The 25,856-nt window shown below is 50.4% G+C and carries 20 protein-coding genes; 7 read left to right on the plus strand and 13 right to left on the minus strand.

Annotated elements, in window-relative coordinates; all coding sequences use genetic code 11:
- Window positions 1-450 precede the first annotated feature (450 nt).
- The 5 genes from rpmH (at window position 451) to mnmE (ending at window position 4,500) form a co-directional block, all read left to right on the plus strand.
- Window positions 451-591, plus strand: coding sequence for a 50S ribosomal protein L34 (rpmH, locus tag COO59_RS13370; protein ID WP_003849659.1), 141 nt, complete (start codon window positions 451-453; stop codon window positions 589-591).
- Window positions 592-607: 16 nt separating this feature from the next.
- Complete coding sequence (gene rnpA, locus COO59_RS13375) at window positions 608-967, plus strand: ribonuclease P protein component (protein ID WP_103060285.1); 360 nt, start codon at window positions 608-610, stop codon at window positions 965-967.
- Window positions 931-1,188: a membrane protein insertion efficiency factor YidD gene (yidD, locus tag COO59_RS13380; RefSeq protein ID WP_103060286.1), complete on the plus strand. Its 258-nt coding sequence runs from the start codon at window positions 931-933 to the stop codon at window positions 1,186-1,188. Before rnpA ends, yidD begins: the two co-directional genes overlap by 37 nt.
- A gap of 2 nt (window positions 1,189-1,190) precedes the next feature.
- A complete protein-coding gene (gene yidC, locus COO59_RS13385) occupies window positions 1,191-2,834 on the plus strand; it encodes a membrane protein insertase YidC (RefSeq protein ID WP_103060287.1) in 1,644 nt (547 codons plus the stop codon).
- 301 nt (window positions 2,835-3,135) lie between these two features.
- Window positions 3,136-4,500, plus strand: a complete 1,365-nt coding sequence (gene mnmE, locus COO59_RS13390) for a tRNA uridine-5-carboxymethylaminomethyl(34) synthesis GTPase MnmE (RefSeq protein WP_103060288.1) — start codon at window positions 3,136-3,138, stop codon at window positions 4,498-4,500.
- 100 nt (window positions 4,501-4,600) lie between these two features.
- Here mnmE and COO59_RS13395 read toward each other — a convergent pair whose 3' ends face one another.
- The 10 genes from COO59_RS13395 to COO59_RS13440 form a co-directional block, all read right to left on the minus strand.
- Window positions 4,601-7,711 carry an autotransporter family protein gene (locus COO59_RS13395; protein WP_165786518.1) on the minus strand — a complete coding sequence of 1,037 codons (3,111 nt, stop codon included), beginning with the start codon at window positions 7,709-7,711 and terminating at the stop codon, window positions 4,601-4,603.
- A gap of 122 nt (window positions 7,712-7,833) precedes the next feature.
- Window positions 7,834-8,874 (minus strand): fimbrial protein, encoded by a 1,041-nt coding sequence (locus tag COO59_RS13400; RefSeq protein WP_103060290.1) that lies wholly within the window; start codon window positions 8,872-8,874, stop codon window positions 7,834-7,836.
- Window positions 8,875-8,901: 27 nt separating this feature from the next.
- Window positions 8,902-11,469 carry a fimbria/pilus outer membrane usher protein gene (locus COO59_RS13405; RefSeq protein WP_103060291.1) on the minus strand — a complete coding sequence of 856 codons (2,568 nt, stop codon included), beginning with the start codon at window positions 11,467-11,469 and terminating at the stop codon, window positions 8,902-8,904.
- A gap of 37 nt (window positions 11,470-11,506) precedes the next feature.
- Window positions 11,507-12,229 carry a fimbrial biogenesis chaperone gene (locus tag COO59_RS13410; protein ID WP_103060292.1) on the minus strand — a complete coding sequence of 241 codons (723 nt, stop codon included), beginning with the start codon at window positions 12,227-12,229 and terminating at the stop codon, window positions 11,507-11,509.
- A gap of 91 nt (window positions 12,230-12,320) precedes the next feature.
- Window positions 12,321-12,863, minus strand: a complete 543-nt coding sequence (locus tag COO59_RS13415) for a fimbrial protein (RefSeq protein WP_103060337.1) — start codon at window positions 12,861-12,863, stop codon at window positions 12,321-12,323.
- A 380-nt stretch (window positions 12,864-13,243) separates the two neighbouring features.
- Window positions 13,244-13,657, minus strand: a complete 414-nt coding sequence (locus tag COO59_RS13420) for a hypothetical protein (RefSeq protein ID WP_240614139.1) — start codon at window positions 13,655-13,657, stop codon at window positions 13,244-13,246.
- Between the two features lie 116 nt (window positions 13,658-13,773).
- The gene (locus tag COO59_RS13425) at window positions 13,774-15,924 is read right to left on the minus strand and encodes a peptidase domain-containing ABC transporter (protein WP_103060293.1); all 2,151 of its coding nucleotides are present in this window, start codon (window positions 15,922-15,924) and stop codon (window positions 13,774-13,776) included.
- A 41-nt stretch (window positions 15,925-15,965) separates the two neighbouring features.
- Complete coding sequence (locus COO59_RS13430; protein ID WP_103060294.1) at window positions 15,966-17,225, minus strand: HlyD family secretion protein; 1,260 nt, start codon at window positions 17,223-17,225, stop codon at window positions 15,966-15,968.
- 4 nt (window positions 17,226-17,229) lie between these two features.
- The gene (locus COO59_RS13435) at window positions 17,230-18,600 is read right to left on the minus strand and encodes a TolC family outer membrane protein (protein ID WP_103060295.1); all 1,371 of its coding nucleotides are present in this window, start codon (window positions 18,598-18,600) and stop codon (window positions 17,230-17,232) included.
- Window positions 18,601-18,638: 38 nt separating this feature from the next.
- Complete coding sequence (locus COO59_RS13440; RefSeq protein WP_103060296.1) at window positions 18,639-19,280, minus strand: LuxR C-terminal-related transcriptional regulator; 642 nt, start codon at window positions 19,278-19,280, stop codon at window positions 18,639-18,641.
- Window positions 19,281-20,161: 881 nt separating this feature from the next.
- On the opposite strand from COO59_RS13440, the gene COO59_RS13445 reads away from it, so the two are divergent.
- Window positions 20,162-20,902, plus strand: a complete 741-nt coding sequence (locus COO59_RS13445) for a 4'-phosphopantetheinyl transferase family protein (RefSeq protein WP_103060339.1) — start codon at window positions 20,162-20,164, stop codon at window positions 20,900-20,902.
- Between the two features lie 17 nt (window positions 20,903-20,919).
- Here COO59_RS13445 and COO59_RS13450 read toward each other — a convergent pair whose 3' ends face one another.
- Window positions 20,920-22,233 (minus strand): NCS2 family permease, encoded by a 1,314-nt coding sequence (locus tag COO59_RS13450; RefSeq protein WP_103060297.1) that lies wholly within the window; start codon window positions 22,231-22,233, stop codon window positions 20,920-20,922.
- 164 nt (window positions 22,234-22,397) lie between these two features.
- Between COO59_RS13450 and yieH the strand changes: the two genes are divergently transcribed.
- A complete protein-coding gene (gene yieH / locus COO59_RS13455; protein WP_103060298.1) occupies window positions 22,398-23,060 on the plus strand; it encodes a 6-phosphogluconate phosphatase in 663 nt (220 codons plus the stop codon).
- Window positions 23,061-23,128: 68 nt separating this feature from the next.
- Here the strand turns inward: yieH and gbpA are convergent, their stop codons facing one another.
- Both gbpA and phoU read right to left on the minus strand, forming a co-directional pair.
- A complete protein-coding gene (gbpA, locus tag COO59_RS13460; RefSeq protein ID WP_103060299.1) occupies window positions 23,129-24,598 on the minus strand; it encodes an N-acetylglucosamine-binding protein GbpA in 1,470 nt (489 codons plus the stop codon).
- A 517-nt stretch (window positions 24,599-25,115) separates the two neighbouring features.
- Entirely contained in the window at window positions 25,116-25,850 is a 735-nt protein-coding gene (gene phoU / locus COO59_RS13465) for a phosphate signaling complex protein PhoU (RefSeq protein WP_103060300.1), read from the minus strand.
- Window positions 25,851-25,856: the final 6 nt, after the last annotated feature.

Raw genomic sequence — 25,856 nt, forward strand, 5'->3', positions numbered from 1 at the left:
GCGGATCATAGCGCAAAGCGAGACAGAGATCTTCACTTTCTACACAGTTTTGATCCATTTTATCCACAGGCATTGAACGAGGCTAAGTTTACTCCAGGCTGAATGAAAGAGATGCAGGATCGCGCACCTTGATGTAAATTTCCGGCGGCCGTCACGTTATTATCGCAATATTGCTGCAAACGATCGGCAGAAGATCCCGCGCGATCCTTGCGCTTTATTATGGACTCCGTATAATTCTCGTCCCGGCGTGATGCGCCTTGTCGATTTCGACAGGATTTGCAGGTCGATTCGGGCAGCCAGGCGCGCGCAATAAGCGAAGTAAATTGACTCCGGACTGTACAATTATTACAATCCCGCCTCTTTATTAAAGACACACTGAGGCGTCGGTCGTTTTACTGAACCGGGTACGCGTCACCACGTGAAATTTTTCAAGTTTAGGTAGAAACCGCCATGAAACGCACTTTTCAACCGTCCGTACTGAAGCGCAACCGTTCTCACGGCTTCCGTGCTCGTATGGCAACTAAAAATGGTCGTCAGGTTCTGGCACGTCGTCGTGCTAAAGGCCGTTCTCGTCTGACCGTTTCTAAGTAATAAAGCTAACCCATAAGTGGTTAAGCTCGCATTTCCCAGGGAGTTACGTTTGCTAACTCCCACTCATTTCACTTTCGTCTTCCAGCAGCCACAACGGGCTGGCACGCCGCAAATCACCATACTCGGCCGCCTTAATTCGCTGGGGCATCCCCGTATCGGTCTTACCGTCGCGAAAAAAAACGTTAAGCGTGCGCATGAGCGTAACCGGATCAAGCGATTGACCCGCGAAAGCTTTCGCCTGCGCCAACACGAACTCCCTGCGATGGATTTTGTGATCGTGGCCAAGAAAGGGGTCGCCGATCTCGATAACCGTGCGCTAATGGAAGCGTTGGAGAAATTATGGCGTCGTCACTGTCGCCTGGCGCGCGGCTCCTGATAGCGCTGATCCGCGTTTATCAACGCGTCATTAGCCCTCTTCTGGGACCACACTGCCGTTTTAACCCGACCTGCTCGCAATATGGAGTTGTATCATTGCGCAGGTTCGGAATGATAAAAGGCAGTTGGTTGACGGTTAAACGCGTATTAAAATGCCACCCTTTAAACCCGGGTGGTGACGATCCGGTGCCGCCAAAAACCGACGATAACAGAGAACATTAACGATGGATTCGCAACGCAATCTTTTTCTCATCGCTTTTCTGTTCGTGTCTTTCATGATCTGGCAAGCCTGGCAAACGGACCACGCTCCGCAGCCGCAGCAAACTCAGACCACGCAAAACACGACAGTAGCCGGTGATGCCGCTAATCAGGGTGTGCCTGCCAGCGGTCAGGGCAAAACCATCACCGTTAAGACTGATGTCCTGTCTTTGCACATCAATACCCGTGGTGGCGATGTGGAACAGGCGCAGCTGCTGACTTACCCGGATAAACTGGGTTCTTCTCAGCCTTTCCAGCTACTGGAAACCACTCCAGCCTTTCTGTATCAGGCGCAGAGCGGCCTGACCGGCAGAAATGGGCCGGATAATCCGAATAACGGCGCGCGTCCGCTTTATAACACTACTCAGGATAGCTTCCAGCTGGCTGACGGACAGAGCGAACTGCGTATCCCGATGACGTTCACCGCAGAAAACGGCGCGGTTTATACCAAGACGTTTGTGCTGAAGCGCGGCGAATATGCCATCAACGTTGAGTATCAGGTCAACAACACCACCCAGCAGCCGCTGGAAGTGGCGATGTTTGGTCAGCTGAAGCAGACTATCGATCTGCCGAAGCATCGCGATACCGGCAGCAATAACTTTGCTCTGCATACTTTCCGTGGCGCGGCGTACTCCACCAGCGACAGCAAATATGAAAAGTATAAGTTTGACAAAATTGCTGATAACGAAAACCTGAATACCTCCACCTCCAACGGCTGGGTGGCTATGCTGCAGCAGTATTTTGCTACCGCATGGGTGCCGCGTACCGCCGGTGCGAATACGCTGTATACCAGCAGCCTGGGCAATGGACTGGCGGCAGTAGGCTACAAGTCAGCGCCGGTAGCGGTTGCGCCAGGGGCGCAGCAAACGCTGGCGGCTACGCTGTGGGTTGGCCCGGAAATTCAGGACAAAATGGCGGCGATTGCTCCGCATCTTGACCTGACCGTTGATTACGGCTGGCTGTGGTTTATTTCTCAGCCGCTGTTTAAGCTGCTGAAGTTCCTGCACAGCTTTATCGGTAACTGGGGCTTCTCGATTATCGTTATCACCTTTATCGTACGCGGCATCATGTACCCGCTGACCAAAGCGCAGTACACCTCAATGGCGAAGATGCGCATGCTACAGCCGAAAATTCAGGCGATGCGTGAGCGTTTGGGTGATGATAAGCAGCGTATGAGCCAGGAAATGATGGCGCTGTATAAATCAGAGAAGGTTAACCCGCTGGGCGGCTGTCTGCCTCTGGTTATCCAGATGCCGATCTTCCTTGCGCTTTACTATATGCTGATGGGCTCGGTAGAGCTGCGCCACGCGCCGTTCGCACTGTGGATCCACGATCTCGCCGCACAGGACCCGTACTACATTCTGCCGATCCTGATGGGCGTAACGATGTTCTTCATTCAGAAGATGTCGCCGACCACCGTCACCGATCCGATGCAGCAGAAGATTATGACCTTTATGCCGGTCATCTTTACGGTGTTCTTCCTGTGGTTCCCGTCAGGTCTGGTGCTGTACTATATCGTCAGCAACCTGGTGACCATTATCCAGCAGCAGCTGATTTATCGCGGCCTGGAAAAACGCGGGCTGCACAGCCGCGACAAGAAGAAAGCGTAACGGCCTGAGTTTATTCAGTTTCAGGCAGAACCTAACAGGGGCGGATTTTACCGCCCCTGTTTATTTGTCGCCGTCCGGTCATCATAATTGACGCGACGGTCATTTAACGAGCGAACAAACTCAAGGCGCGGGGAGTGCAGGCAGAAGAGTAAAGCGCCCTGTGCCAGGGACGGCGCAGGCCGAGCTGTCAGGGACGGCGTTTTTTGCGACTTTACGATCGGCCAGCACTCCCCACGCAGACACCTTTTATCTGAGGCGGTCAACAGACCTTCTTTTTTATTACCGTATTGAGAGAGTTTCCATGAGCCACAACGATACGATTGTCGCCCAGGCCACACCGCCAGGACGTGGCGGCGTGGGTATTCTGCGTATTTCCGGCAGCAAAGCGGCAGAAGTAGCCCGGCAGCTGTTGGGTAAACTGCCGAAGCCGCGTTACGCTGACTATCTGCCGTTTAAGGCCGCGGATGGCAGCATTCTCGATCAGGGCATTGCGCTCTGGTTTCCTGGCCCTCATTCCTTTACCGGCGAAGATGTGCTGGAGCTACAGGGACACGGCGGCCCGGTTATTCTCGATCTGCTGTTAAAGCGTATTGCCGCTTTACCCGACGTGCGTATCGCCAGGCCAGGTGAATTCTCTGAACGCGCGTTCCTTAACGATAAGCTGGATCTGGCGCAGGCCGAGGCCATTGCCGACCTGATTGATGCCAGCTCTGAACAGGCCGCCCGCTCGGCGCTGAATTCTTTGCAGGGCGCGTTTTCTATGCGCGTTAATCACCTTGTGGAAGCACTTACTCACCTGCGCATCTATGTGGAAGCGGCTATCGACTTCCCCGATGAAGAGATCGACTTTCTTTCGGACGGCAAAATCGAGGCGCAGCTGAACGCCGTTATGCAGGATTTGAACGCGGTGCGCGCGGAAGCGCGCCAGGGCAGCCTGCTACGTGAAGGGATGAAAGTGGTTATTGCCGGACGCCCTAACGCCGGTAAATCAAGCCTGCTGAACGCGCTGGCCGGTCGCGAAGCGGCCATCGTGACGGATATTGCCGGCACCACGCGTGACGTATTGCGCGAACATATCCATATCGATGGAATGCCGCTGCATATCATTGATACCGCCGGTTTACGCGATGCCAGCGATGAAGTCGAACGTATCGGCATTGAGCGCGCCTGGCAGGAGATTGAACAGGCGGATCGCGTCCTGTTTATGGTGGATGGCACGACCACCGATGCCACGGAGCCCGCCGCAATCTGGCCAGACTTTATTGCCCGTTTGCCGGATTCGCTGCCGATTACCGTGGTGCGTAATAAGGCTGACGTTACCGGTGAAATTCTCGGCCTGACGGAAGTAAATGGTCACTCACTTATTCGTCTTTCAGCCCGCACCGGCGCAGGAGTGGACGTTCTGCGTGACCATCTTAAGCAAAGCATGGGCTTTAACGACAATATGGAAGGCGGTTTCCTGGCCCGTCGTCGCCATTTACAGGCGCTGGAGTTAGCGGACACTCACTTACAGCAGGGTAAAGCGCAGCTGTTAGGGGCCTGGGCGGGCGAGCTGCTGGCTGAAGAGCTGCGGCTGGCGCAGCAGGCGCTGAGTGAAATTACCGGCGAGTTTACCTCTGACGATCTGCTGGGCCGCATCTTCTCCAGCTTCTGTATTGGTAAATAAGCGCGCCGTTGAACGTCAGCTGGCGATCGTCAAAGGGCTTAGCGATAAAAAAGACGCCGGGGCAGCTGCCTGTCCGGCGTCTCTTTATTTGGCAACGTTATCAGAAGCTATATTTCGCGCCCAGCATCAGGCTGGCATCCTGATAGTGGTAGCGCCCCTGCTGCAGAGTAACGCTGCCGTTGAGCTGAAAGTTATCACTTACTTTTCCTTCCACGCCGGTTTTAAGCTCCGCTAAATTGCGTCCGCTGTTCTGCTGCACATTAAGCTGGTTAAGATTCACCCGGTAAGGATCGCTATTATGCAGCCAGTTGAGCTCGACATAGGGCTTCAGGTTGCTCTCGCCGGGCTGTTTCGATTCCGCTATCCAGCCGCGAACCCCGATACGGCTGATTAAATTGTTATTTTTATTGGTTATCTGCGTACCGTTTCGCTCAGTCAGCCGCACGGTTTTCAGACCGTTAAAAATAACCTGCGCATGCGGCTGGAGATAAAAACCGTAGCGCCGCTGGTTATTACCCTCTCGCTCCAGCGCCTTCCAGATATAACCGCCTTCCAGTGAAGTGCTGACGCCCTGCATATGATATTTTTCCGCCCGTAACCCTTCCCCCGCTACGCTGCCGGTAAACCAGTTATATTGCAGCCAGCTATCCAGCCACAGTCCGCTATCGCTGTTTTGATCGGCAAACCAGGTGGCGTAAGCGCCCAGGCTGTAGCCAGAAATCGTGCTGCTGGCGGTGTAGTGGCTCTGGGTTGAACGGATATTGGTTGCCTGGCGGCCATAGCCCATCATCGGCCCAATATGTAAACGGCCATCTTTTTGCGCCAGCTGCCACAGATCGCCGCCTAACTGTACGGTATAGCGATTGCCTTGCGCTTCCAGCGTATCCGCTATCCGGGCGCGGCTGTGTCCTCCCGTCTGACGTAGCCATAAGCTGGTTTCGCGTTGCCGGTCGCTATCACTCTGGCTGCGGTTACCCAGGTGATCATACAGGCTAAGGTTAAATAACGTGGCGGCAGCCGCGCTGTTAGCGATATAGCCGCCGGCTTCGGGGCGAAACACAGGTGCTTCATTAGCTGCATAATTCATTAAATACCAGTTACCGGTATGGGTGCCTGCACCTCGCTTTAGCTGATACTCGTACGCGCCCGCAACAATACGTCCCTGTTGGACAAACTCGCCTTCAGACGAGCCGTTAACCTCTATCAGCTCAATCCCGTTAAGCGTTTTAGCGCCGGTTCCGCCCGCGTTAAGTACCTTAACCCAGGTCGATCCTGAACTATTGCCGTTCACGATAAGCCTGTTGGTCGCCGCGCTGTCATCGCCCAAATAGGTATTAAAAATCAGCGTACCGTTATTACCGGCGTAATTACCGGCAACGATCAGATCGTCGCCAGCGGTTCCACGCTTAAAGGCGATGGTGCCCTGGTTGATAACATTCTGTACTGACGAAGCGTGAGTCGTTTGCCACAGGCTATGGGAATAAACGGCTATATCCGCATTATTTACCGCCCCGGTAAGCTGTGAGCTATTCTGTAATATCAGCGAGGCGGTGCTGCCCGGATCGACATTCACATCGCCGTTCAGGATGGTTTGGTTGTTTGCCTCCAGTTCGACGTGGGAAGCGTAAACGGCGCCTTTTCCGGCATCGTTAACCGTAACAACGTTTAACAGCTGTTGATTGCCTCCCTGCAGGAAAGTGCCGTTACTGGCCTGCAGTTTAAGCCGGGCCGCCGTAACGTTAATGGCTTCCTGCGTCGCGCTGGTCAGCCTAACGCTATCCAGCCGTACCTGATTAAGCTGCGCTGCGGGATTATTGCTGGTTGCAGAATCGCTTTTGACAATCAGCGCCGGCGCATTCCCTGCGCTGGTTACATTACTGTTATCAACCAATATGTTGCCTGATTGCGTGAGCAGAGCGCTGGCGTTGTCGCCATACGTCGTCACGTTCATCCGGCTGGCCGTTACGGTCGCCTGGCTAAAAGCCCCCATGCCGGAAGCCAACTCGCCGTAGGTTTTAATGGTGCTGCCGGTGATATTAAGCTGGCCGCCCAGCTCGCTAACAACGCCCCTGCTACGATAGCCAGTTGTGTTAATGGTGAGGTTATTACCGGTGGCCTGATCTCCCGTATAGATGCCATAGCTCCGCATCCCGGAGGTGGTTAAGGTAACGCCGTCCGCCACCGCCGTGCCCTGCAGCCCATTCAGGGCATGGGCGGTATTTCCAGTGGTGGTTAGCGAGGCGTCGCTAATGGTTAGCTGTGTATCTTCATTTGCCAGCCAGAGGGCATCGGCATACTCTCCGTGGGTGGTATAACTACCGCCGTTAACCGTCACGTTGGCGTTCTTATTAATATCCAGCGCCCTGACATTATCGCCGGTGGTGATAACCTCAACGTTAGTAAGTTCTGAGTGCGAGTTACGAATCAGCAGAGCATAGTCATCTTCCACCTGAATATAGCTGTTTGATAGTATCGTTCGGGTCATTGGCCCCCAGTCACCGATACGCACCCCCCCGCTTTGGCCTTTGGCTATAATGGTTAAACCATCCGCGTTTAATTCCCCAAGGTTTTGCTGGATGGCATAGCCTACCGTGCCGTCTCCGAGATTAAACAGGCTATTCGTGATCGTGGCCGTTGCTCCACTACCGTTTAACGTCACGCCCGCCGAAACGGAGGTGCTATTAATATCGACTTTTAATCCATCGGCCACCAGAGTTGAATTATCCAACACCTCAACGCCATAACCGCTGTTTTCTGACAGCGTAATAGCGGTATTCTTGATATTGGCCACCGAGTCACCGCTGACAACGACGCCATAAGAATTACGTTGATAAGTGCTAATGCTGCTGTTATCGATATTAAGGTAAGCCGAAGAAACTTTAATCGCGGGTCGGCCTGTAGCGTTATTTTTTAAGCTGGCCCCTTGTATGGTCAGCGTTCCCTTATTTTCAACCAGAGCCGTTGAAGTGGCTTCGCTATGAAAGCTCAGAGAAGGTTTAACCACCAGTTCGCTGCCGGCGCCTGAGACATACAGGGGATAATCATTCGGATCCTGAGTGGCGTAGCCTGTGGTCACCTCCGTACGATTTCCGCTGGTTTCATGCCAGAGCGAAGCGCTGCCAGCTGAAAAAGGCAGCAGCGCGAGTAGCAGGCAAGCATTACCTGCGCCGTCATCGGTGAAAGGAAAGCAACGCAAATATTTTCTGCTCATAGTCATTCCTTTGTATATCTATTTTAACCATGAATAATAAGGCGGTTGCAGGTGCGTTCTTCTCTATCCATAAACATCCTGCCGCCTGGGAATAATAAAAATCAAGCCGTTATTAAATAGCGCTACATATAATCAATGGTATAGGTTACGGACCCCGTTAACTCTCCCGGCGTGACCTTTTCGTTTGTTCTGTAATAGGCAGCCCTTAAAGGAACGTTTAATAGTTGATTGCCGGAAAGAAAATCACCTATTTTAAACCATTCATTATTTCCGGTTTCAATAAATGCCCCGGTGCTGTCCTGATGTAATAACTGAAATCCTATGCCTTCAGCCACCTTGCCGGAGCGGTCAAGAAACGGATAAACGCCATTGCGTTCTAATCCTGCAACCGGCGTACCGCTGAATGCCATATTAATAGAGAGCGTGCTCCATAAGTTGCCGTTACACTGCAGCGAAACGGCAAAGTCGGTAACATAATTATCCGCCCGACCCCTGATCGGCAGATCGGCAACATTCAGGCCAGGCAATGTTTGGTGGATATTCGGCGTCGTTGTATTACAGGTAAAAGAAGAAAAAGAGAGGCTTCTAACGTTAGTGGCCCGATAGCGCATATAGCCGGTGCCCGCATCGCCAATTGAAAATAACCAGACATCGTTACGAAACGGAGAGAAAGCTACATTTTCTGCGATTTTCACTAACTCGATACGTACGGTAACGTTGATTTTTGTATAGTATGAGGTTGGTAGTCCGTTTGCAAAAACCGCATCTGTAGAATAACCGCTGTCATAGCTCTTAGTGTCCTTGCTCCTTTCGCCATTAATCGTGACGTAAAATGCCAATCCACTATCACTCCCTAATGCATTATCAATAGTGTCCCGATTAATATATATTTTTTCCCTGCCCGACGTTACCGTGCTGCTATTAATTTCTTTAGCACACCATAAATCAAGATCCATAGTGACATCATAAATTGTTGTACCCACAGGCACCGTATTGGGTATTTGATTAGGCAATTTATTAAAGTCAAAGGCGGTAACGCTGTTGGAAATATTTGAGTCAGGGCCACAGCGAACGTTTGTAGCATAGCTTATATTGCTGATAAAGCAGGAAGCCAGCAGTAAAAGCCAGGTACTGTACGAACACTTTTTAGTTAATTCATTCATTATTTTCTCCCAAATCCAGCGCCAGCCTTATTGCGCTGATTTTGCTAATGCTTCTTGCCTGACAGTAGGTGTCGGGTAGTGACAGGTCGTATTAAAACGTTGAAAACGACGTTGCCTTTTATTTGTCTTTTCCGGCAGATTAACATCGAATAAACAGGTATAGCGGCTATGCGGTCCCCAGCTAACCTGTAAACGTTTCATACTCTCCTCCAGGCGGATATACATTTTTCCTCCCTGGGCAACGACTCCCACATCATGTCCGTCTTCGGTTTTTACGCTGGCGCCGAAGGGCAAGGCTTCACCATCCGGCAGCCGCGCTTGAATTAATAGCGCGTTGCCCTGCCTGGTTGGATAATTCACTTTTACTATCGCGCCAGCGCGCGGCACCACCTGTTTAACCGTGGATTCCAGCTCGACGTCTAGCGGCATCCCGATGGGATTAATCGCGATTTTATTGATGCGGTAAGGCGTGAGATACGGAACCAGCGCATAGCCGGCATCGTTGATGATTACGCCCGGATAACCTTCAATCGTCGCGCCCGCTGCGCCTTTCGCCTGAACCACGGCCAGCGTGTCGCCGTTATAAGGGCTGGCGATCAGCGCATCCGGCAACATCACAAAGCTGCCGTTCATCCCGGCGGTATAAGAGCGATAGTTTTTACTTCTGGCGTAGCTGGCTTTCAGCTGCGTGTTTTTGAAACGATAAGAACCCGATATATTCCCTGAGCTGTCGCCGTTATCTTCACGCGTTACGCCAACGTTATAATCGACCTGATCTTTTTCACCCAGCACGCCGCTTAATGCCAGCTGGGTTGAGACACCTTCATCGCTGCGCGTGGTATAGCTGTTAACATATGGCGTATGAGATCCCCGGCCCAACGGCAGGGAGAAAGAGAGAAGATACTGCGTTTCGCTGTAGGTGGCGGTTTTAGCGCGATTAATGCTAATGCCGTAATTTACTAAACGAAAACGGTTGGTATAACCCAGCTGATACTGCACGTCGCTGCCTTGCCTGTCCCAGTAATTTTCTACATAACCGCTGGTATAAATATTGCCGCTGCTCTCGCCCAGCCGCTGATTTAGCGTGAGGGATAAACGATTGTGGGGCCGGTTTAGCTGCGATCCCCCTATCCGATCCGCTTTCTGATGTATATCCACTAACTGCGTGGCGCTGGTTAAATCAAGATAACCGGAGGAAGAAAAGCGGTAAGCCGCAATGGAGACAGAGCTATTGGTTGCTGAAATAAATTTGCTGTAGCTGGCCCGAACGCTAACGCCACTCTGCGCGCTGATGCCATCATCAAAGCGGGAACTGGTCGCATCCAGAGCAAAAGCCCCTATCGATGTGCCGACGGCGCCGCCAACCAGGCCAGCGAGATAATCACCGGAGCCCAGCAGGCCGCTATAGCCAGTGAGCCAGTTGTTTACGCCGTACTGAACGGTAGCCTGAAACACTTTGGGCGTGTAGCTGACGTTTTGATTACGCAGCGTGCCCAACAGCAGGCTATAGCGGTAGCTGCCTGGGCGGATCATTTCCGAAACGGACGCATAGGGCACTATAAACTCCGTTTCCCGTCCGTCAGATTCCGTAACCGTTACGCTAAGATCGCCGCCATAACCGGAGGGATAAATATCATTGATAGCAAATTCGCCCGGCGGCACCGTGGTTTCATAAATCAGGGCGTTATTTTGCCGAATCCGTACGCGCGCATTGGTCTGGGCAATACCGCGCACCACGGGAGCGTAACCGCGTTGGGAGTCAGGCAACATCTGATCAGAGGTCGCAAGCCTTACTCCCCTGAACATAAATGAGTTAAACATGGTTCCCGAACTGTTTGCGTCGCCGATTAAAATCCTGGAACGCAGTGGAGTAATATCCCGCTGTAGGTTATTACTAAAAACGGAATAGCTGCTGCCGTTATTTTTGTTCCATCTCCATGCGCCAGAATGACGAAACATCCAGCCGTGGATATTGATACTGCCGCCCAGCTTGCTGTAAAAGGATTCCGAGTCAAACCTTCCTGACTCCTGTTTGAAGTAGCTATTATCGTAACTGGCATACAGCGCGTTGCTGCCATCTTCCCATAGCTCAGGATCAACATAACCGCGAGCGACTCGGCTAAGCCACGCCTGCGGTATTTGCAGATTAAGACGCATATCGGCAAGCGTCATCCGCGCCCTGGACGAGGGCTGAAGCGTTTCCAGCGCCGTACAGTTATTATTCTGACGCAGGGTATTCTGCTGCGCTGATGAAAGAAGGTTTATACGAAACCCGGTCAGGTTAACCAGAGTCTGGTTAAAACAGATGACCGACTCTCCTTTTTTATCGCGAACAATCACATTTTCCCGCCCCAGCAGCTGGTTATTCAAATAAATATCGCTGGCATAGATACCTGGCGGAATTTTAAATTCACCGTTAAAACGGGTAATGTCGATATGATCGCCAGCGGCCTGGTTAAGAAATATCGGATCAAAAGAGACTTCGGCCACGGCAGGGGCATGCAATGTACAGCCTATAACGGCGATAAATGCCGAGGAGAACACGCTATTTTTCTTATAACGACTGTATCCATGATAGAAAGAAAAAGTTAACATAAAAATTCCCTTTATTATGTTTGATTATTTAAGCAGGCTAAATTTCTCTTTCTATCGGCACGCTGGCCCCGTAATCGTTGATATAAACGTATTTAAATTTACTCAGAGTGAACTTATTACCCGTAAAAGCGTAAACAGCCTTAGAAAAAGGAGCAATCATCTGTCCTTCGGCTCTGAGGTTCTCTCCCCTTAAATTAGTTTCTACTGACGCGATTGAAATATGGAAAGGAGAACTATTTTCTGCCTCAAGCACGGTTTTTTTATTATCTTTTACTAAACGCCAGACCAGCTTTTCCGCAGCCTGGGCCGGAGAAATATCCTGAAGGGATTTTGGCCTGAAAAAAAGTTTGATCCGGGTACGGATCGCCATCTGTAGAAAATTTTCAGCGTTGCCTGACGATTTAGGCGGAATATCCAAAACGTTTAACCAAAAAACCGTCTCTCTGTCTGTGGGCAGAGTAAAGCCTTCTTCCAGATAGCTAATACGCAATGTCTGACCCTGATGCGGCTCGATGCGCGTAATAGGAGGGAGAAGGATAAAGGGAACCTTAATATTTTTAATTTCTTCATTTTTATTCCCGCTATCGATCCATGACTGAACCAGAGATGAGTAATCATTCTGGCTCTCCAGCCGTACGGTAACCTCACTTTTTTCTTCAGGATAAATGACACGCGTACTATTAATTACAATTCCGGCCACGGCGGACGTTGCGTTTAACAACAGGCCGGAAAGGAGCAGTAAAAAAAATTTTATATTCATTCCTGGTGCTGTTCCTGAGGCTAAATATTACAAAACTGAACAAATGCAGGAGCGTGGCTCCTGCATTTTTATCAACTGGCAGGAAAGCGAATCATTGATAATCAATAGAATAGGTTACAGACGTCGCCAGTCCACCGGCTTCCGCCGGGGCGGTGGCGTAATAGTAAGCGCTGTAGAGCAAATCGGCCGTGCCGGCAGCCGACACATCGGTGGCTGGATTAGTACGCTGGCTGGTATTACCAACATACACATCATTTTCATCGTTATCTCTCAGCTGAATCTGAACATTTTTCGCAGCGTCGGTGGTCTGCATATTATTCAAACGGCCGGATGCGGCATCAACCGTTGGGCCATGTTCAAAATAGGCACGTACGCTACCGGAAGCTGGCGTACATCCCGTCAGGTTCATAGTAAAAGCCGTTCTGCCCGCCACTTTTTTTGCGGCATCCAGTGCAGACGTGGACAATGTAGGCAGGCTAATTACAGCATCTGCTGTACCGTTATTAATTTTCACGGTACAGGTCTGCTGCGTCAGTTTGCCATTGATAGTGATTGTCCCGTCCGCCGCGCTGACCGGAAGCGCCAGTACAGAAACCGTTAGCGCAATCGCTGTACCTAATAACGTTTTTTGCATTTTAAACTCCATTTTATTTTGAGTGACAAATAAGTTACGCGTAAATAAAACCATTTGATTTCCTCGCGTTATGCATTAAGCCAAAATAATGAAAAATACCCCATCAAAATTTATTCAATGACTTAATCATAAATACTGACTTATTCAACACAGGGAACCATAACAGTTCGGCAACGGGCATATTGACGATACCCGTTGCCGCAGTGACGGTAACAACCTTAAATAAAAATGGAGTTTTCCACATTAAAAAATAATTCATTAACTATTTTCCCGGCCAAACCTATAATTCGTTCTGTTAACCGGCATCAATAGCGAATTCACTATTTAACTTACCTGAAACGCTATTAATAAACCGGAAAAACCGACCGGGAAATATACTATTACTTCGGCAATGGTGAAATCATATCAAACCATTGCTCAGCAGTATTATTAAACCATTCCAGGGTCTTATCCCAGCTGTTTATCATGCCATACAGGGCTCCCTGTACACCGCCGGTAATCGCGCCAATAAGCGCGCCGCCAGCGCCGCCGAAGATACCAGCCCCCAGGATACCGCCGCTATTTCCACCCACCGTACCTGCTTTTAATATGCCGGAAGAGGCGCCGGCAACGCTACCGATTATTATTGCGCCTACCATCTCGAAGAAATCGCCTCCTGAAACCTGGTTAACTTCGCTTAATGTTAAATGTCGCATAAAAACTCCTTTTTTAATCTTAGTTAAATATCGAATAATAATTTTTTCATAATGCATTTCTGGCGTTTGAATAATATTTACAGAAGGGAACAACAACAATAGTAAACGGTCTATTATTAATAATGGATGGTCTAATCAGCCGCGATGTTTAACGGCTGTAAAATTATCGTTGCCAGCGAAGCAGGCATATTTAAGGCTTTGTACTGGTTGATAAATTAACTTGCACCTTTAATTAAAAGCGCATACTGGCTTTTATCGATTTCCATTACGCCACCCTGATTTAACAAAATAATCCTGTCAGCGCTACAGATAGTCTCAGGCCGATGAGCAATGATAATTCGGGTTACGGGCATATTTTTTATCGCCTCATTAATACTACGTTCGCGTTCAACATCAAGATGGCTGGATGCTTCATCAAGAATAAGCAGCGACGGCTGACGATAAAGCGCCCTTGCTAATAACACGCGTTGAATCTGGCCGCCCGATAAGGAAGAGCCCATATCGCCTACCAGGCTATGATAACCCATCGGCATAGCGGATATATCTTCATGTATTTGCGCCAGTTTTGCGGCAGACTCTATGTTTTCCTGCACGGGAGAGGCATCGAAAAAGCTGATGTTGTCGGAAATGGAACCGGCGAACAGGATGTCGTCCTGCATTACGCAGCCAAGGCGATCGCGATAGTTACGCATGCCCAGCTTTTTAATATCGATGCCGTCTATTTCTATACAGCCTGACTCCGGCTTCAATAAGCCCATCACCAGCTTGGCCAGCGTGGTTTTTCCCTGCCCGGAAGGGCCGATAATCGCCACCGACTCGCCGGCGGCCACGGAGATCGTGCAATGGTGAAGAACGTACGGCTCCGTTTCCGCATAGCGAAAGCAGAGATCGTTAATGGTCAGCGAGGGCGGCGCATTGTTCTCTCGGGTAACCGCAGGCAACAGCGTTTCCATATCGGCCTCCGGCTCGGTTAACACAATATCAGCCAGACGTTCACCGTGCAGACGCAACATGGAGAAATCGATAACCGCATCAACCAGCCCTGAAGCGCGCCCGATAAACTGATCGGAAAAGCTGATAAAAGCGACCAGCATCCCACTGGTAAAATGTCCTTCCAGCACCTCTAAGGCCGCCATCCATATCAGAACGATGCGCCCGATACCTGAGATTAAGCTTTGTATCGCGCTAAAACTGATTGATAAACGCTGTATTACCACGCCTTTATTGGTGCTTTCGACCAAGGCATTGGCATAGGCCGCGACGCGGATTTCCTGTTTGTTATTAAGCTTAACCGCCTTCACGCCGCGAATAGACTCCAGCAGCTGCGACTGCGCACGCGCCGAAGCGGTAATCTGATCTTCATTGGCCTGACGGAAAGGACGAAATGAAATCCAGCGAATAAAGGTATAGGCCGCCAGCAGAGCCAGCACCAGCCAGGCCAGCTTAACATTATAAATAAACAGCATACCCAGCGTGACAATCGCCATTACGCCATCAAGAATAGAGCTGATAAAGCGCCCGGTTAGCGTATTTTGTATGGTGCCAATAGAGCCAAAGCGTGAAAGCACATCGCCCACGTGCCGCGTTTCAAAATAGGACATCGGCAAGCCGAGCAGTTGCGAGCAAACGTTCGCCGTCCACTGCACGCTAAGCAGGCTTGAAAACCAGGTGGTTACCCAGGATCGCAGCGCCGAAATAGAGACGCTTAACAGCGTAACGATAATAAAACCGCTGCCCAGCAGAGTCAGCAGATCATAGTCCGCCGACACTAAAACCTGGTCCATCACCCATTGCATATAAAAGGGCATCAGGATGCCAAAGAGTTCCAGCGCTACCGACAAAATTAAAACCTGCGCAAAAGCCGAACGGATCCCGGTGACGTTACCGATAAGCTTTAGCATGGAAATGGATTGCTTTTCCTGCACGCGGGTAAAAGTGGCGCCGGGCAACAGTTCCAGCGCAATGCCGGTAAAGCAGCGTGAAACTTCCTCCATCGGAATATCACGCTTGCCTCTGGCTGGATCGTGAATGGTTATCTTCTCTTTCGAGACGCTTTTCAACACTACAAAATGGTTCATTTCCCAGTGCAATATGCAGGGACGACGCAGCTTGCCCAGCTCGTCCAGCTCAAGGCGCAACGCCCGGCCGGCCATTCCCAGCTGATGCGCAATCAGCATCACGTCCGCCAGCGTTGCTCCCTTTAGCGAAGTAGGAAACCGCTTACGCAGCGTGACCATATCAATGCCGTGACCAAAATAGTTGGCAATCATGCCGACGCAGGTCAGGCCGCATTCCGTTGCCTGCGTTTGTTGCATAACCGGTAATTTACGGTGCCAGCTAAAATTAAGTGCTTCTAAAAACTTCATGAACAATACCACTCCCTGTTGTGAACTTATGGCGGATTAAATTAATTTCCTGAACGACGACCAAGCGCGTAAAGCGGCTCCAGAACCCATTCGTAAAGTCGTCGGTTATCAATCAGGAAATCAGCCTCAAGCGCACTGCCGGGACGAAGCTTTTCCTTATGGCCATAAACATTAATGTCCTGCTTATCCAGCTGTACCACCACGCGATAGTGCTGCTCCTGCACATTGTTATTACCGGTAAGCGTGGCTACCTCCTGCGGCGACAGCGCAACGCGGGAAACATCGATAACTTTGCCGTACTGCTGACCAAATTTCTGGAAAGGAAAGGCCTGATAGCGCAGCACTACTTTCTGTCCGGGCTGAATGAAACCGATCGCCCGGCTGCTGACCATAATCCGCGCCTGCAGCTGGCCGTCATCCGGCAACAGTGAAAATAGCGTTTGTCCGGCATTCACCATTTGGCCCGTTTTGGCCATTACCGATCCCGCCATGCCATCCGCCGGCGCACGTAGCACAACCGATCGTCGCGACTCATTTTCAGCCGCCGACTGCTCGATTTCCGACAGGCGGCGTTCAATCTCGTTTTGTTTATTACGCGCATTCATCGGAAGTTCGCGTAGCTGCTGACGCGTTTGGGCAAGCTGCTGCTGAATATCAAGCTGCTGACGAGCAATATCCTGTAGGCGCGTTTCGGCATCGATAACCACTGCTTCCTGCTGCTCAACCTGGCTGTTTGAGGCGTAGCCCTGCTGGCGCATCAGATTGATTTTTTCCTGTTGCCCGCGTGCCAGTCGGACCTGACGGGAACGCTGGCGCTGCTGAACGTTAAGCTGTTCCAGCTGGGCGCTTAATAGCCGTTCGCGCTCGTTAAGCCCTTTTATTTCTTCGGCGAACAGCTTCTCCTGATTGTCTAAATCGGCCTTCAGGCGAGCCCGCTGTATATCCAGCTGCTGCGCCACTTTCTCGCGCGTGAGCCCCAACGCCGTATAAACTTCCGAAGAAATAGTGGCGATAGCGTCGCCCTTTTTCACTTTCTGCCCTTCCTCTACGGCAATATCCACAACGGTGCCCGTGGCTATTGCCGCGACATTCATAATGCCTTTCGCCGGCAGCAGCTGCCCCTGGGCGGTTTCTCGCTTGGTATAACTGCCGAAAATAAAGAAAGCGGCTATCGCCAGGGTCATCACCCCGACAAAAGAAACAATCAACCAGCGCCAGGGCGGGCAATATAAAGCCACGGTGCCAATCATGGTGGTTTTATTCGCCTCTAACGCTTCCTGACGAAATAATGGTTCACTCATTCACTTAACGTCCTTGTTTAATTAACCGAGGGGTTTTATTATCCGCAGCGCAACGGTATTGAGCCAGACGTGAATAATCCAGCTCGCCGGTTTCCATAGATAATTTTAGCCTGGCATTTAAATAGTCATATTGTACCTTTGCCAGCGTCTGCAGGGTTTTATAATATTCTTGCTCCGCGTTTAACTCATCGATAATGGTTCTTAAACCCACTTTTCTGCCATAGGAAGTTGAGTTCACTTTATTTTTGGCTGAGGCTAACGCCTTTTTTTCCGCCAGATACTGACTTTGTCCGTTCTTTAATTTAAGCCAGGCGGATTGGGTTTCCTGACGTGCCTTACGACGCGCATCTTCCAGCAAATCCCTTCCCTGCTCGCGTCGTCTAACCGCTTCTATGGACTGAGAGATTTGCGATCCGCCGGCAAATAAAGGAATGGAAACATTAATACCGATGCTGCTGGAGCGTGTTTTTGACGTAGTGCCAAAAACAGTATCGAGAATATTAGAATCCTCCGCCTTACTCCAGTTGGTGCCGTAACCCGCCTGTAATGTCACTACCGGCAAATGCGCGCCATGCGCGGCGATCAGATCGGCTTTGGTTTGTTCCAGTTGAAAAAGCGCGGCGCGAACCTGAAGGTTATGCTGCCCGGCCTGCTGCTGTAAGGCTTTAAAATCATCAGAAACCGGAAAGCGCATCACGCAGGAGAGCGCAATCGGCTGAATTTCATCAGGATTACGTCCGGTAAGGCGGGAAAAAATCATCCCGGCCTCCTCCAGATCGTTTTTAGCGGCAATCTCATCCGCAACGGCCCGGTCGTAGTTGGCCTGCGCTTCGTCCCGTTCAAGGCGCGTACCTTCACCGACCTGTAGCGCAACCTGCGTTTGGTTCAGCTGTTTGCCATAGGCGGATTTTGCGTTAATCGCGCTCGTTAGCACCTCTCGTTGATAAATCACATGAAAGTAGGCTTCCGCAACGCTGGTGATAAGCTTTTGCTCTGCCAGCATCAGCGCAACGTCAGCATAGTTAGCTATTGCATCGCCGCGTTTCCATGCCGCATATTTCGCTATATCAAACAGCGGCTGCGTAAGGTTAAGGCTGTAATTATGCCGCGTGACGCCCGCCGCATAGGTGGCTTTAGGCTGATCCTGTTTAGTATAAGAGCCATTCAAACTGACGACCGGTAACAGACTGGCGAAACCCTGCAGCCTTTTTTGGCTATCCGCCCGTTGCGCGTTGCGCGCCGCACTAATTTCACTGTCATAAACGCTGGCTGCCAATACGGCTTCCTGCAGCGTCAGGCTATGTCCGCTCCCTGGTATGATGATTAACGCTGAAAAAAACGCCGTTATAAAGGCGTTAACTTTTCTGGAATGCATTACCAAAATCCTTTTTTAATAAGCAGAGGAATGAAAAATTAAATAATATTATTTATGCAGGCGTATTGAATAAGCTCGCTATTGTTATTAACGTTAAGCTTTTTCATCGCATTATATTTTTGCGTGGCAATGGTACTTACCGCACGGTTTTGTTTCTTGGCAATACTGGACAAGGATAACCCCATAGAATAAAGCTGAATAATCTCCCATTCCTTCGCCGTTAACCGACTCGATTTTTCAATGTCACTTTCGATAATGGCTTTTATATTTTTAGAAAGCCAGGCTATGCTGTGCTTTTTAACAAACACCTCGCACAGCGCTTTTTTTATTTCGCTAACCGCATCATATTTACTGACAATAGCATCAACGCCATAGTTAAGCGTTTTTTTCAGAATGGATGAGTTGTTGTATTCTAAATAGAGAATTATTTTAGCCGTCGGAAAGCGTTGTTTTATCGCTCTGATTTTTGAAACGCCATAAAGCTGGTCACCATCGCTACAATAAGAAAGGTCGGTGATTATCGCATCTACGGGCTTCTGATTTGTATGCCGAAGCGCATGTTCCTCATTTAAAGAAAATTCAGGTATTATGTTACAGCCTAATTCTTGCCTAATGTAATTACAAAGAAAATACTGAACAGCAGGATACTTATCTGATATAGCTAAGTTAATTTTCAACATAGTGATATATCCCTCATCTGATTACCCGGCTGGGCTCCCTGTGTTTACTTTAATACATAGCGTAATCACTGGCACTACTTGGATTTATTAATGTCTTCTTGCTCAATTATTTTTGAGCGATTCTAATAGCTTCCCTGATTATTCACAAGCCACATTTATAGTAAAGGTGAAAATGAAAATTAGTAAATGGAACATATGAAATCTAATGTTAATTATTCATATTATAAATAAATATCAGCAATAAACATATTAAGCGATTGTTTTATATGAGTTTTAATAAAAAATTACCTTGCCCAGCGATTACCATGGCGGTATCAGGATAAATCTAACCCTACCGCCCTTCAGAATAACTCAACGTAGGTTTTAGCCATAAATAATGAAGACACAAGACAATTCTCAAATGCTTTTAAAGACCATTCTCAACCAGTGACTTTTTCTCATTTTAATAATGCAAAAATAAGCTCCTTCCTTTCTTAACCGGCATTATTTTGCCATATCCGCATGGCTGCACGACAGAGAGTTTTATTGTGCCTTCATGTATTGGTGGCTATCTTCGCAAATGGGGGGTGGGCCTTTCCTAAAAATCAACCTGGTCAATCAGCGTGCCAACCGCCAGCGTTCTCTATCCGTTAACAGAAAATAAGGAGATCGGCATGGCCGATCCTCTTGAGCATCAGGTGCCGGATCTGTCGTTTACAGAAGCCTGCCGTTTCGCCTGAGGGATTATCCGGCGCGATTTGGCTACCTTCCGTATTTTTCTACCGCTCTGGTTTAAACCTATTCCGAAAAGCCTCTTGCTGAAAGTAAAGCCAGGTGCAAAAGCATCAGAAAATTCTTACAATGCAATTGATGATTATCCGACCATTTTCACGGAGCGACAGATGGCAAGTCATTTTGTACGCTGGACGCTTGCCCAAAACCGGGCAGACGTGCAGCGTATCCCGGCTGATATAGTGGAAAAAGCCCAGTTTCTGAGCGAAAAACGTCGCAGCCGTTACCTGGCGGCGCGTATGTTACTGGCCGAACTTATGCTGCGTATTTACGGCATGTCCCAGCTTCCCGCCTTAACCACCACCCCCAACGGCCGTCCCTGCTTTACCGATCCCGACCTGCCCGATTTCAGCATCGCCTATGCCGGCAATATGGTTGGCGTCCTGCTGGCTGAAGAACAGAGCCGGGCCGGGCTGGATATGGAAATAGTCCGGGCGCATAGCCGTCAAACCCTGGAACACCATTTGCAATTTCTCTCTTCCGGCGAAAAAGCGTGGATTAATGCCCAGCAGGATCCTCTGGAAGCAATTACGCAAATTTGGACGCTGCGACAAAGCGTGCTCAAGCTAACCGGGGAAAATAACGACTGTGACGGCTCTCTACGTTTGCATCCAGCCTCTGGCCGTTTGCGCTCGCATGTTTTTCCTGACGTGCAGGCGGTATGCGATGTCGAACCCCTGCTTATCTGGTCCTGTGCGCTGTCGCCAGTTACCAGCCGTTTACGTTTGTGGGAAATAGACGGGCAGCAGAACTGGAATGCGTTAAGGGATATTGAGCTGAATAAAGCGAATATGGGGCCGCACACCTTAAGACTCACCAGTATGCCGACAGAAAGGCAGCTGCAGCTTTAAGCCGCAGCGCCATCTGATTAATGTGAATCAATAAAAGCGATTTTCAGGACAAACAGCAGCGCCACCACGACTACGCAGAGATTGATTTCGCGCCAGCGTCCGGTACCTGCTTTCATCACGCACCAGGAGATAAAACCCAGCGCGATGCCTTCGGTGATTGAGAAGCTGAACGGCATCATGGCTGCGGTAACAAAAGCGGGCACCGCTTCGGTCAGGTCGTCCCACTTTACGCGCGCCAGGCTTGATGTCATCAGTACGCCAACATAAATCAACGCGCCTGCGGCAGCGTAGCCCGGCACCATCGACGCCAGCGGCGACAGGAACATCACCAGCAGGAATAAAATCCCGGTGACCACCGCCATCAGCCCGGTACGTCCACCAATGGAAACGCCCGCCGAGCTTTCAATATAGGCCGTCACCGAAGAGGTGCCGATTGCCGCACCGGCAACAGAGCTAACGCTATCAACCAACAGCGCCTGCTTCATGCGCGGGAACTGTCCGTCTTTATCCACCAGCCCGGCTTTATCCGTCACGCCAATCAGGGTCCCGGATGAGTCAAACAGGTTAACCAGCATAAAGGAGAAAATCACGCCGGCCATATCCAGAGTAAATGCGCCGCCTAAATCAACCTGCCCGATAACGGAGTTAATCGCTGGCGGTGCAGAGAAGATGCCATTGTATTTAACGTCGCCCAGCAGCAGACCGGCCAGCGTGGTAATGACAATGGAGATCAGCACCGCAGCGTGGATATTGCGTGAAGCCAGCACGGCGATAATAAAAAAGCCCAGCGCGCCCAGCAGAACGCTATGTGAGGTTAGATCGCCTACCGTGACCAGCGTTGCGTCATTCGCCACGATAATACCGGCGTTTTTCAGCCCCATCATGGCAATAAACAGGCCGATGCCGGCGGTAATGCCGGTACGCAAAGCGAGGGGAATATTGGCGATAATCCAGTAACGCACGCGAAATAGCGTCAGCAGCAGCAGCCCCGTCGCGCCCCAGAAAATAGCGCCCATGCCCACCTGCCACGAATATCCCATCGCACCAACCACCACAAAGGCGAAAAAGGCGTTCAGGCCCATTGCGGGTGCCAGCGCTACGGGCAGGTTAGCGATGATCCCCATCAGTATGCTGCCCAGCGCGGCGATCAGACAGGTAGTAACGAATACCGCCTGGGTATCCATGCCAGCGGCACCGAGAATTTGCGGGTTTACAAAGACGATATAAACCATCGTTAAAAAAGTAGTAAAACCGGCAATCACTTCGGTACGCACCGTAGTGCCATGTTCCTGCAGCCGGAACAGGCGCTGTAGTAAGCCTTGTTTTGTCATTTGTTACATCCGAACGGGAAAAGGTGTCGCCGCGTATGCTAGCGATTTTGGCGCAACAGTACACTGATTTTTCGCAATCGGTTGCGGTTTCCTGCGGGCCGCAGGGTCGCTTTTTACGCTCAGTCGGGTAAAGTGAAATTTTTCTCTGGTAAGGATGAGGCAGGATGACGATTGAATGTCTGTTTTTCGACTGTGACGGGACGCTGGTAGACAGCGAATTACTTTGTACCCAGGCGTATGTTTCCACCTTTTCCCGCTACGGCGTGCATCTGCCATTACAGGAGATGTTTGAAAAATATAAGGGCGTAAAACTCTACGATATTATTGCCGACGTTAACCAGCAGCATCCGCTTGATGTCGCGGTAGAAATCTTTGAACAGGAGTATCGTGCGGAAGTTGCCCGCCTTTTCGAGGCGCAGCTGCAGCCGATCCCCGGCGCCAGAGCCTTACTGGATCAGGTCGCCGTGCCGGCGTGCGTGGTGTCCAACGGCACGGTAAAAAAGATGCAGCACTCGCTTGGGCTAACCGGCCTGCTTCCCTTCTTCGACGATCGCCTGTACAGCGGCTACGATATTGGTTACTGGAAGCCGGATCCACAGCTGATGTTTCATGCTGCTCAGCAAATGCAGGTGCCGATTGAGCGCTGTCTGCTGATTGATGATTCTGAGGCGGGTGCCCGTGCGGGCATCGCGGCGGGCATTCCGGTTTTCTATTACTGCGCCGATGCCCATAACGCGCCGCTTGATCATCCGCTGGTAACGGCGTTTGACGATCTGTCGCAGCTGCCGACGATGTGGCGCGCGCGCGGCTGGCACCTTACCCGCTGATCCAGACCGTCCATAAAAAAGCCTCAACCCTGCTGCCAGCGTTGAGGCTTCCGTTCAGTCAAAAAAGTTTATTCCTCAATCCATGCCAGCTGCCAGCTGGTACCGATACCGGGTTCAAATTGGGTCGCATGGACCGACCACTGGGAGCAGTAGCCCGAATAAGGGAAGGGCTTACACTGATAAACCTTACCGTTTTTGGTTTGCAGCACTCGCGTGCCGGATTTGTAGTCTGATTTGTTATTCGGGAAGATTTCGTCATATTTCACGACGCCCGTCGCTGGTGTTTCCGCTTCTGCGGCTGCAGCATGCAGCGTAACCAGCTGCGGCTCCGGCTGGATCGGCTCGCCTTTATCATTGGTGGCGATAATGCTCAGCATATAAGGCTCTTTGGCAGAAACGCCTTCCAGATCAAAGGAAACGCGCTGATCGGCGTTGGTTACCGTCAGTTTGGTGTAGCCTTTTACCGTACCGATAGGGTCGTAAACTTTTGCTTCTACCGAAACTTTGCCAGCAGTCCAGAGATCAAACGACAGTGTGGAGACGCCATTTTTCACCGCCGTGGAGGTCAGGTTGCTGACATCAATCTGTTCGCTGACGCTTGTGGTCGCCTCTTCATAAGAGATAGCGATCGTTTTCAGCTCGCGCGTCGCCGCCGGACTGGTTGAAGCGATATAGATGCGGTTGGCGCCGAACACTGGTTCGACGTTGCCCTGCGCATCTTTCATCCCGGCGCGCAGGCCCCACGGTTTTCCTTTTTCATTGACTGCCGCCGCCAGCGCCTTCGCCCAGCGGTTTTTATCGGTGAGTTCGTCAGTGATGGTCAGGGTGGTGGCGAAAGAGAGGGTTTCCGCATTCGGCGAGAAGAAGCGCAGCTTGACCTTATCGCCCGCGCGCAGATCTTTACCATAAATCTGGCCATCCAATACATTGGTCCAGGTATCGGAAGGATTAACCGGCGTGGTGTTCTTTCCGTCAAAAAGCACGTCAGCGACCTGATAGAAACTGTTCGCGGTATCCGCAATTTCCCATACGCTATAAATCGCCTGATAACCAGTACGCGCAGGCACATTACATTCGTGCGAGGCTTCAACGGCAGGTGCCTGACCATTACCATCAATCACGCAGAACGGCCTCTTTTCAAACGCGTCGCGGGTTAAAGGCGCGTTAGGATTCCAGTCCTGTTTAGTGATGTAATAACGCCAGTTGGTAGTTTTATGGGGAGCGGTATGATGCCAGGTAAAGGCCTGCTTGCCGGCTTTAATTGAAGTTTTAGCCCAGGCATCGGCGGATTGGCGATTTAGCTGGGAAAAACCAGGAATACCCGCGCTGGCTAACTCGCCGTCACGCGGTAAGGCAGAATCAGGAAACCCTGACTTTTGTTCTACGCTCTGCGGCTCCCAGGTGACGTTGCCGCACTGCTGGTTGTTGCCTACTTTACATTGATAAGCCCGGCTCGGCGGATCCATTAAATAGCCATGAGCCCATGCGCCGCTCATGGTCATCGCCGATACGGCTAAGGCAATTAATTTTATCTTCATACGTTTGCTTCCCCTGTAAATAAATCAAGGGTGCGTTTATATATTTACATAACGATCATGGGAATAGTTTTTCTTTTAATTAAGATAAAAAGCGATAACCCCAGATTTATTTTCCTCGTTATCACCATTAAGTTTCATTTAATACACAGTTTTAACTAAACGCCGTCAAATAGAGATCACAAGAATAGTTAATGATTTGTGGCAATAAAAATAATAATCACGGGAAGGCGTGGCCGTTATCGCTGACAGCCAGAACACAAATAAAATCAATAGTAACTGGCTGTTAAAAAAGCTAAAAAAAATTCGGCAACCATTCTTTAGCTGTTACCGATATGTATTTTTTACCGGAAGGGGACCAGGGAAAAAAGAGAGGGGCGTGATACCGCCTGAGCGATTAACTAGCTTATTAATGTTCTTATCTGTGCACAATTCGCGCCGTTAATGCCGCGAATAATAATTAATATCAGTCGGCTAAAAACTTTACCCGCAGACCCGTACGGCCTGCGGGTAATTTAAATCAGGCGGGATTGCTGCCGTTTTCTTCGCCCGCCAACAGCTTGTCGAGACGGTCGCCGCCAACGTGGCGAAAATCCTGGCCCTTCACGAAATAAAAGATAATTTCGCAAATATTCTGGCAGCGATCGCCAATACGCTCGATCGCGCGTGCGCAGAACAGCGCGGTCAGCACGCTGGGAATAGTGCGCGGATCTTCCATCATGTAAGTCATTAGCTGACGCACAATGCCTTCATATTCCTGGTCAACTTTTTTATCTTCACGATAAATTTCAACCGCTGCGCTCAGATCCATCCGCGCGAAGGCGTCCAGCACGTCGTGCAGCATTTGGATAGTATGCTTCCCCAGCGATTCCAGGCTTACCAATAGCGGCTGGTGCTGCTGGCTAAATTTCTCCAGCGCCGTGCGGCTGATTTTTTCCGCGACGTCGCCAATGCGCTCCAGCTCAGAAATGGTTTTGATAATCGCCATCACCAGCCGCAGATCGCTGGCGGTCGGCTGCCGCTTAGCGATAATACGCACGCAGGCCTCATCAATTTCCACCTCCATCATGTTGACCTTCTGGTCACCATTGATGACCTGCTTCGCCAGCTCAGCGTCCTGGTTATGCATCGCGGTAATCGCGTCGGTAAGCTGTTGCTCCACCATGCCACCCATAATCATTACCTGGGTGCGAATATGCTCAAGCTCAGCGTTAAACTGGCCGGAGATATGCTTGTTCAGATTCAAATTGTCCATACCGAT

It is taken from the genome of Mixta theicola, assembly GCF_002895925.1.
GTDB lineage: Bacteria > Pseudomonadota > Gammaproteobacteria > Enterobacterales > Enterobacteriaceae > Mixta > Mixta theicola.

Bases quoted from the DNA above. Each gene is read 5' to 3' on its own strand.
- COO59_RS13430 (WP_103060294.1), bottom strand. From the start codon at position 17,225: ATGAGTGAACCATTATTTCGTCAGGAAGCGTTAGAGGCGAATAAAACC.
- COO59_RS13405 (WP_103060291.1), bottom strand. From the start codon at position 11,469: ATGTTAACTTTTTCTTTCTATCATGGATACAGTCGTTATAAGAAAAAT.
- gbpA (WP_103060299.1), bottom strand. From the start codon at position 24,598: ATGAAGATAAAATTAATTGCCTTAGCCGTATCGGCGATGACCATGAGC.
- COO59_RS13435 (WP_103060295.1), bottom strand. From the start codon at position 18,600: ATGCATTCCAGAAAAGTTAACGCCTTTATAACGGCGTTTTTTTCAGCG.
- yieH (WP_103060298.1), top strand. From the start codon at position 22,398: ATGACGATTGAATGTCTGTTTTTCGACTGTGACGGGACGCTGGTAGAC.
- phoU (WP_103060300.1), bottom strand. From the start codon at position 25,850: ATGGACAATTTGAATCTGAACAAGCATATCTCCGGCCAGTTTAACGCT.
- COO59_RS13440 (WP_103060296.1), bottom strand. From the start codon at position 19,280: ATGTTGAAAATTAACTTAGCTATATCAGATAAGTATCCTGCTGTTCAG.
- yidC (WP_103060287.1), top strand. From the start codon at position 1,191: ATGGATTCGCAACGCAATCTTTTTCTCATCGCTTTTCTGTTCGTGTCT.
- COO59_RS13415 (WP_103060337.1), bottom strand. From the start codon at position 12,863: ATGCAAAAAACGTTATTAGGTACAGCGATTGCGCTAACGGTTTCTGTA.
- COO59_RS13425 (WP_103060293.1), bottom strand. From the start codon at position 15,924: ATGAAGTTTTTAGAAGCACTTAATTTTAGCTGGCACCGTAAATTACCG.
- COO59_RS13400 (WP_103060290.1), bottom strand. From the start codon at position 8,874: ATGAATGAATTAACTAAAAAGTGTTCGTACAGTACCTGGCTTTTACTG.
- COO59_RS13410 (WP_103060292.1), bottom strand. From the start codon at position 12,229: ATGAATATAAAATTTTTTTTACTGCTCCTTTCCGGCCTGTTGTTAAAC.
- COO59_RS13450 (WP_103060297.1), bottom strand. From the start codon at position 22,233: ATGACAAAACAAGGCTTACTACAGCGCCTGTTCCGGCTGCAGGAACAT.
- COO59_RS13395 (WP_165786518.1), bottom strand. From the start codon at position 7,711: ATGAGCAGAAAATATTTGCGTTGCTTTCCTTTCACCGATGACGGCGCA.
- yidD (WP_103060286.1), top strand. From the start codon at position 931: ATGGCGTCGTCACTGTCGCCTGGCGCGCGGCTCCTGATAGCGCTGATC.
- mnmE (WP_103060288.1), top strand. From the start codon at position 3,136: ATGAGCCACAACGATACGATTGTCGCCCAGGCCACACCGCCAGGACGT.
- COO59_RS13445 (WP_103060339.1), top strand. From the start codon at position 20,162: ATGGCAAGTCATTTTGTACGCTGGACGCTTGCCCAAAACCGGGCAGAC.
- rpmH (WP_003849659.1), top strand. From the start codon at position 451: ATGAAACGCACTTTTCAACCGTCCGTACTGAAGCGCAACCGTTCTCAC.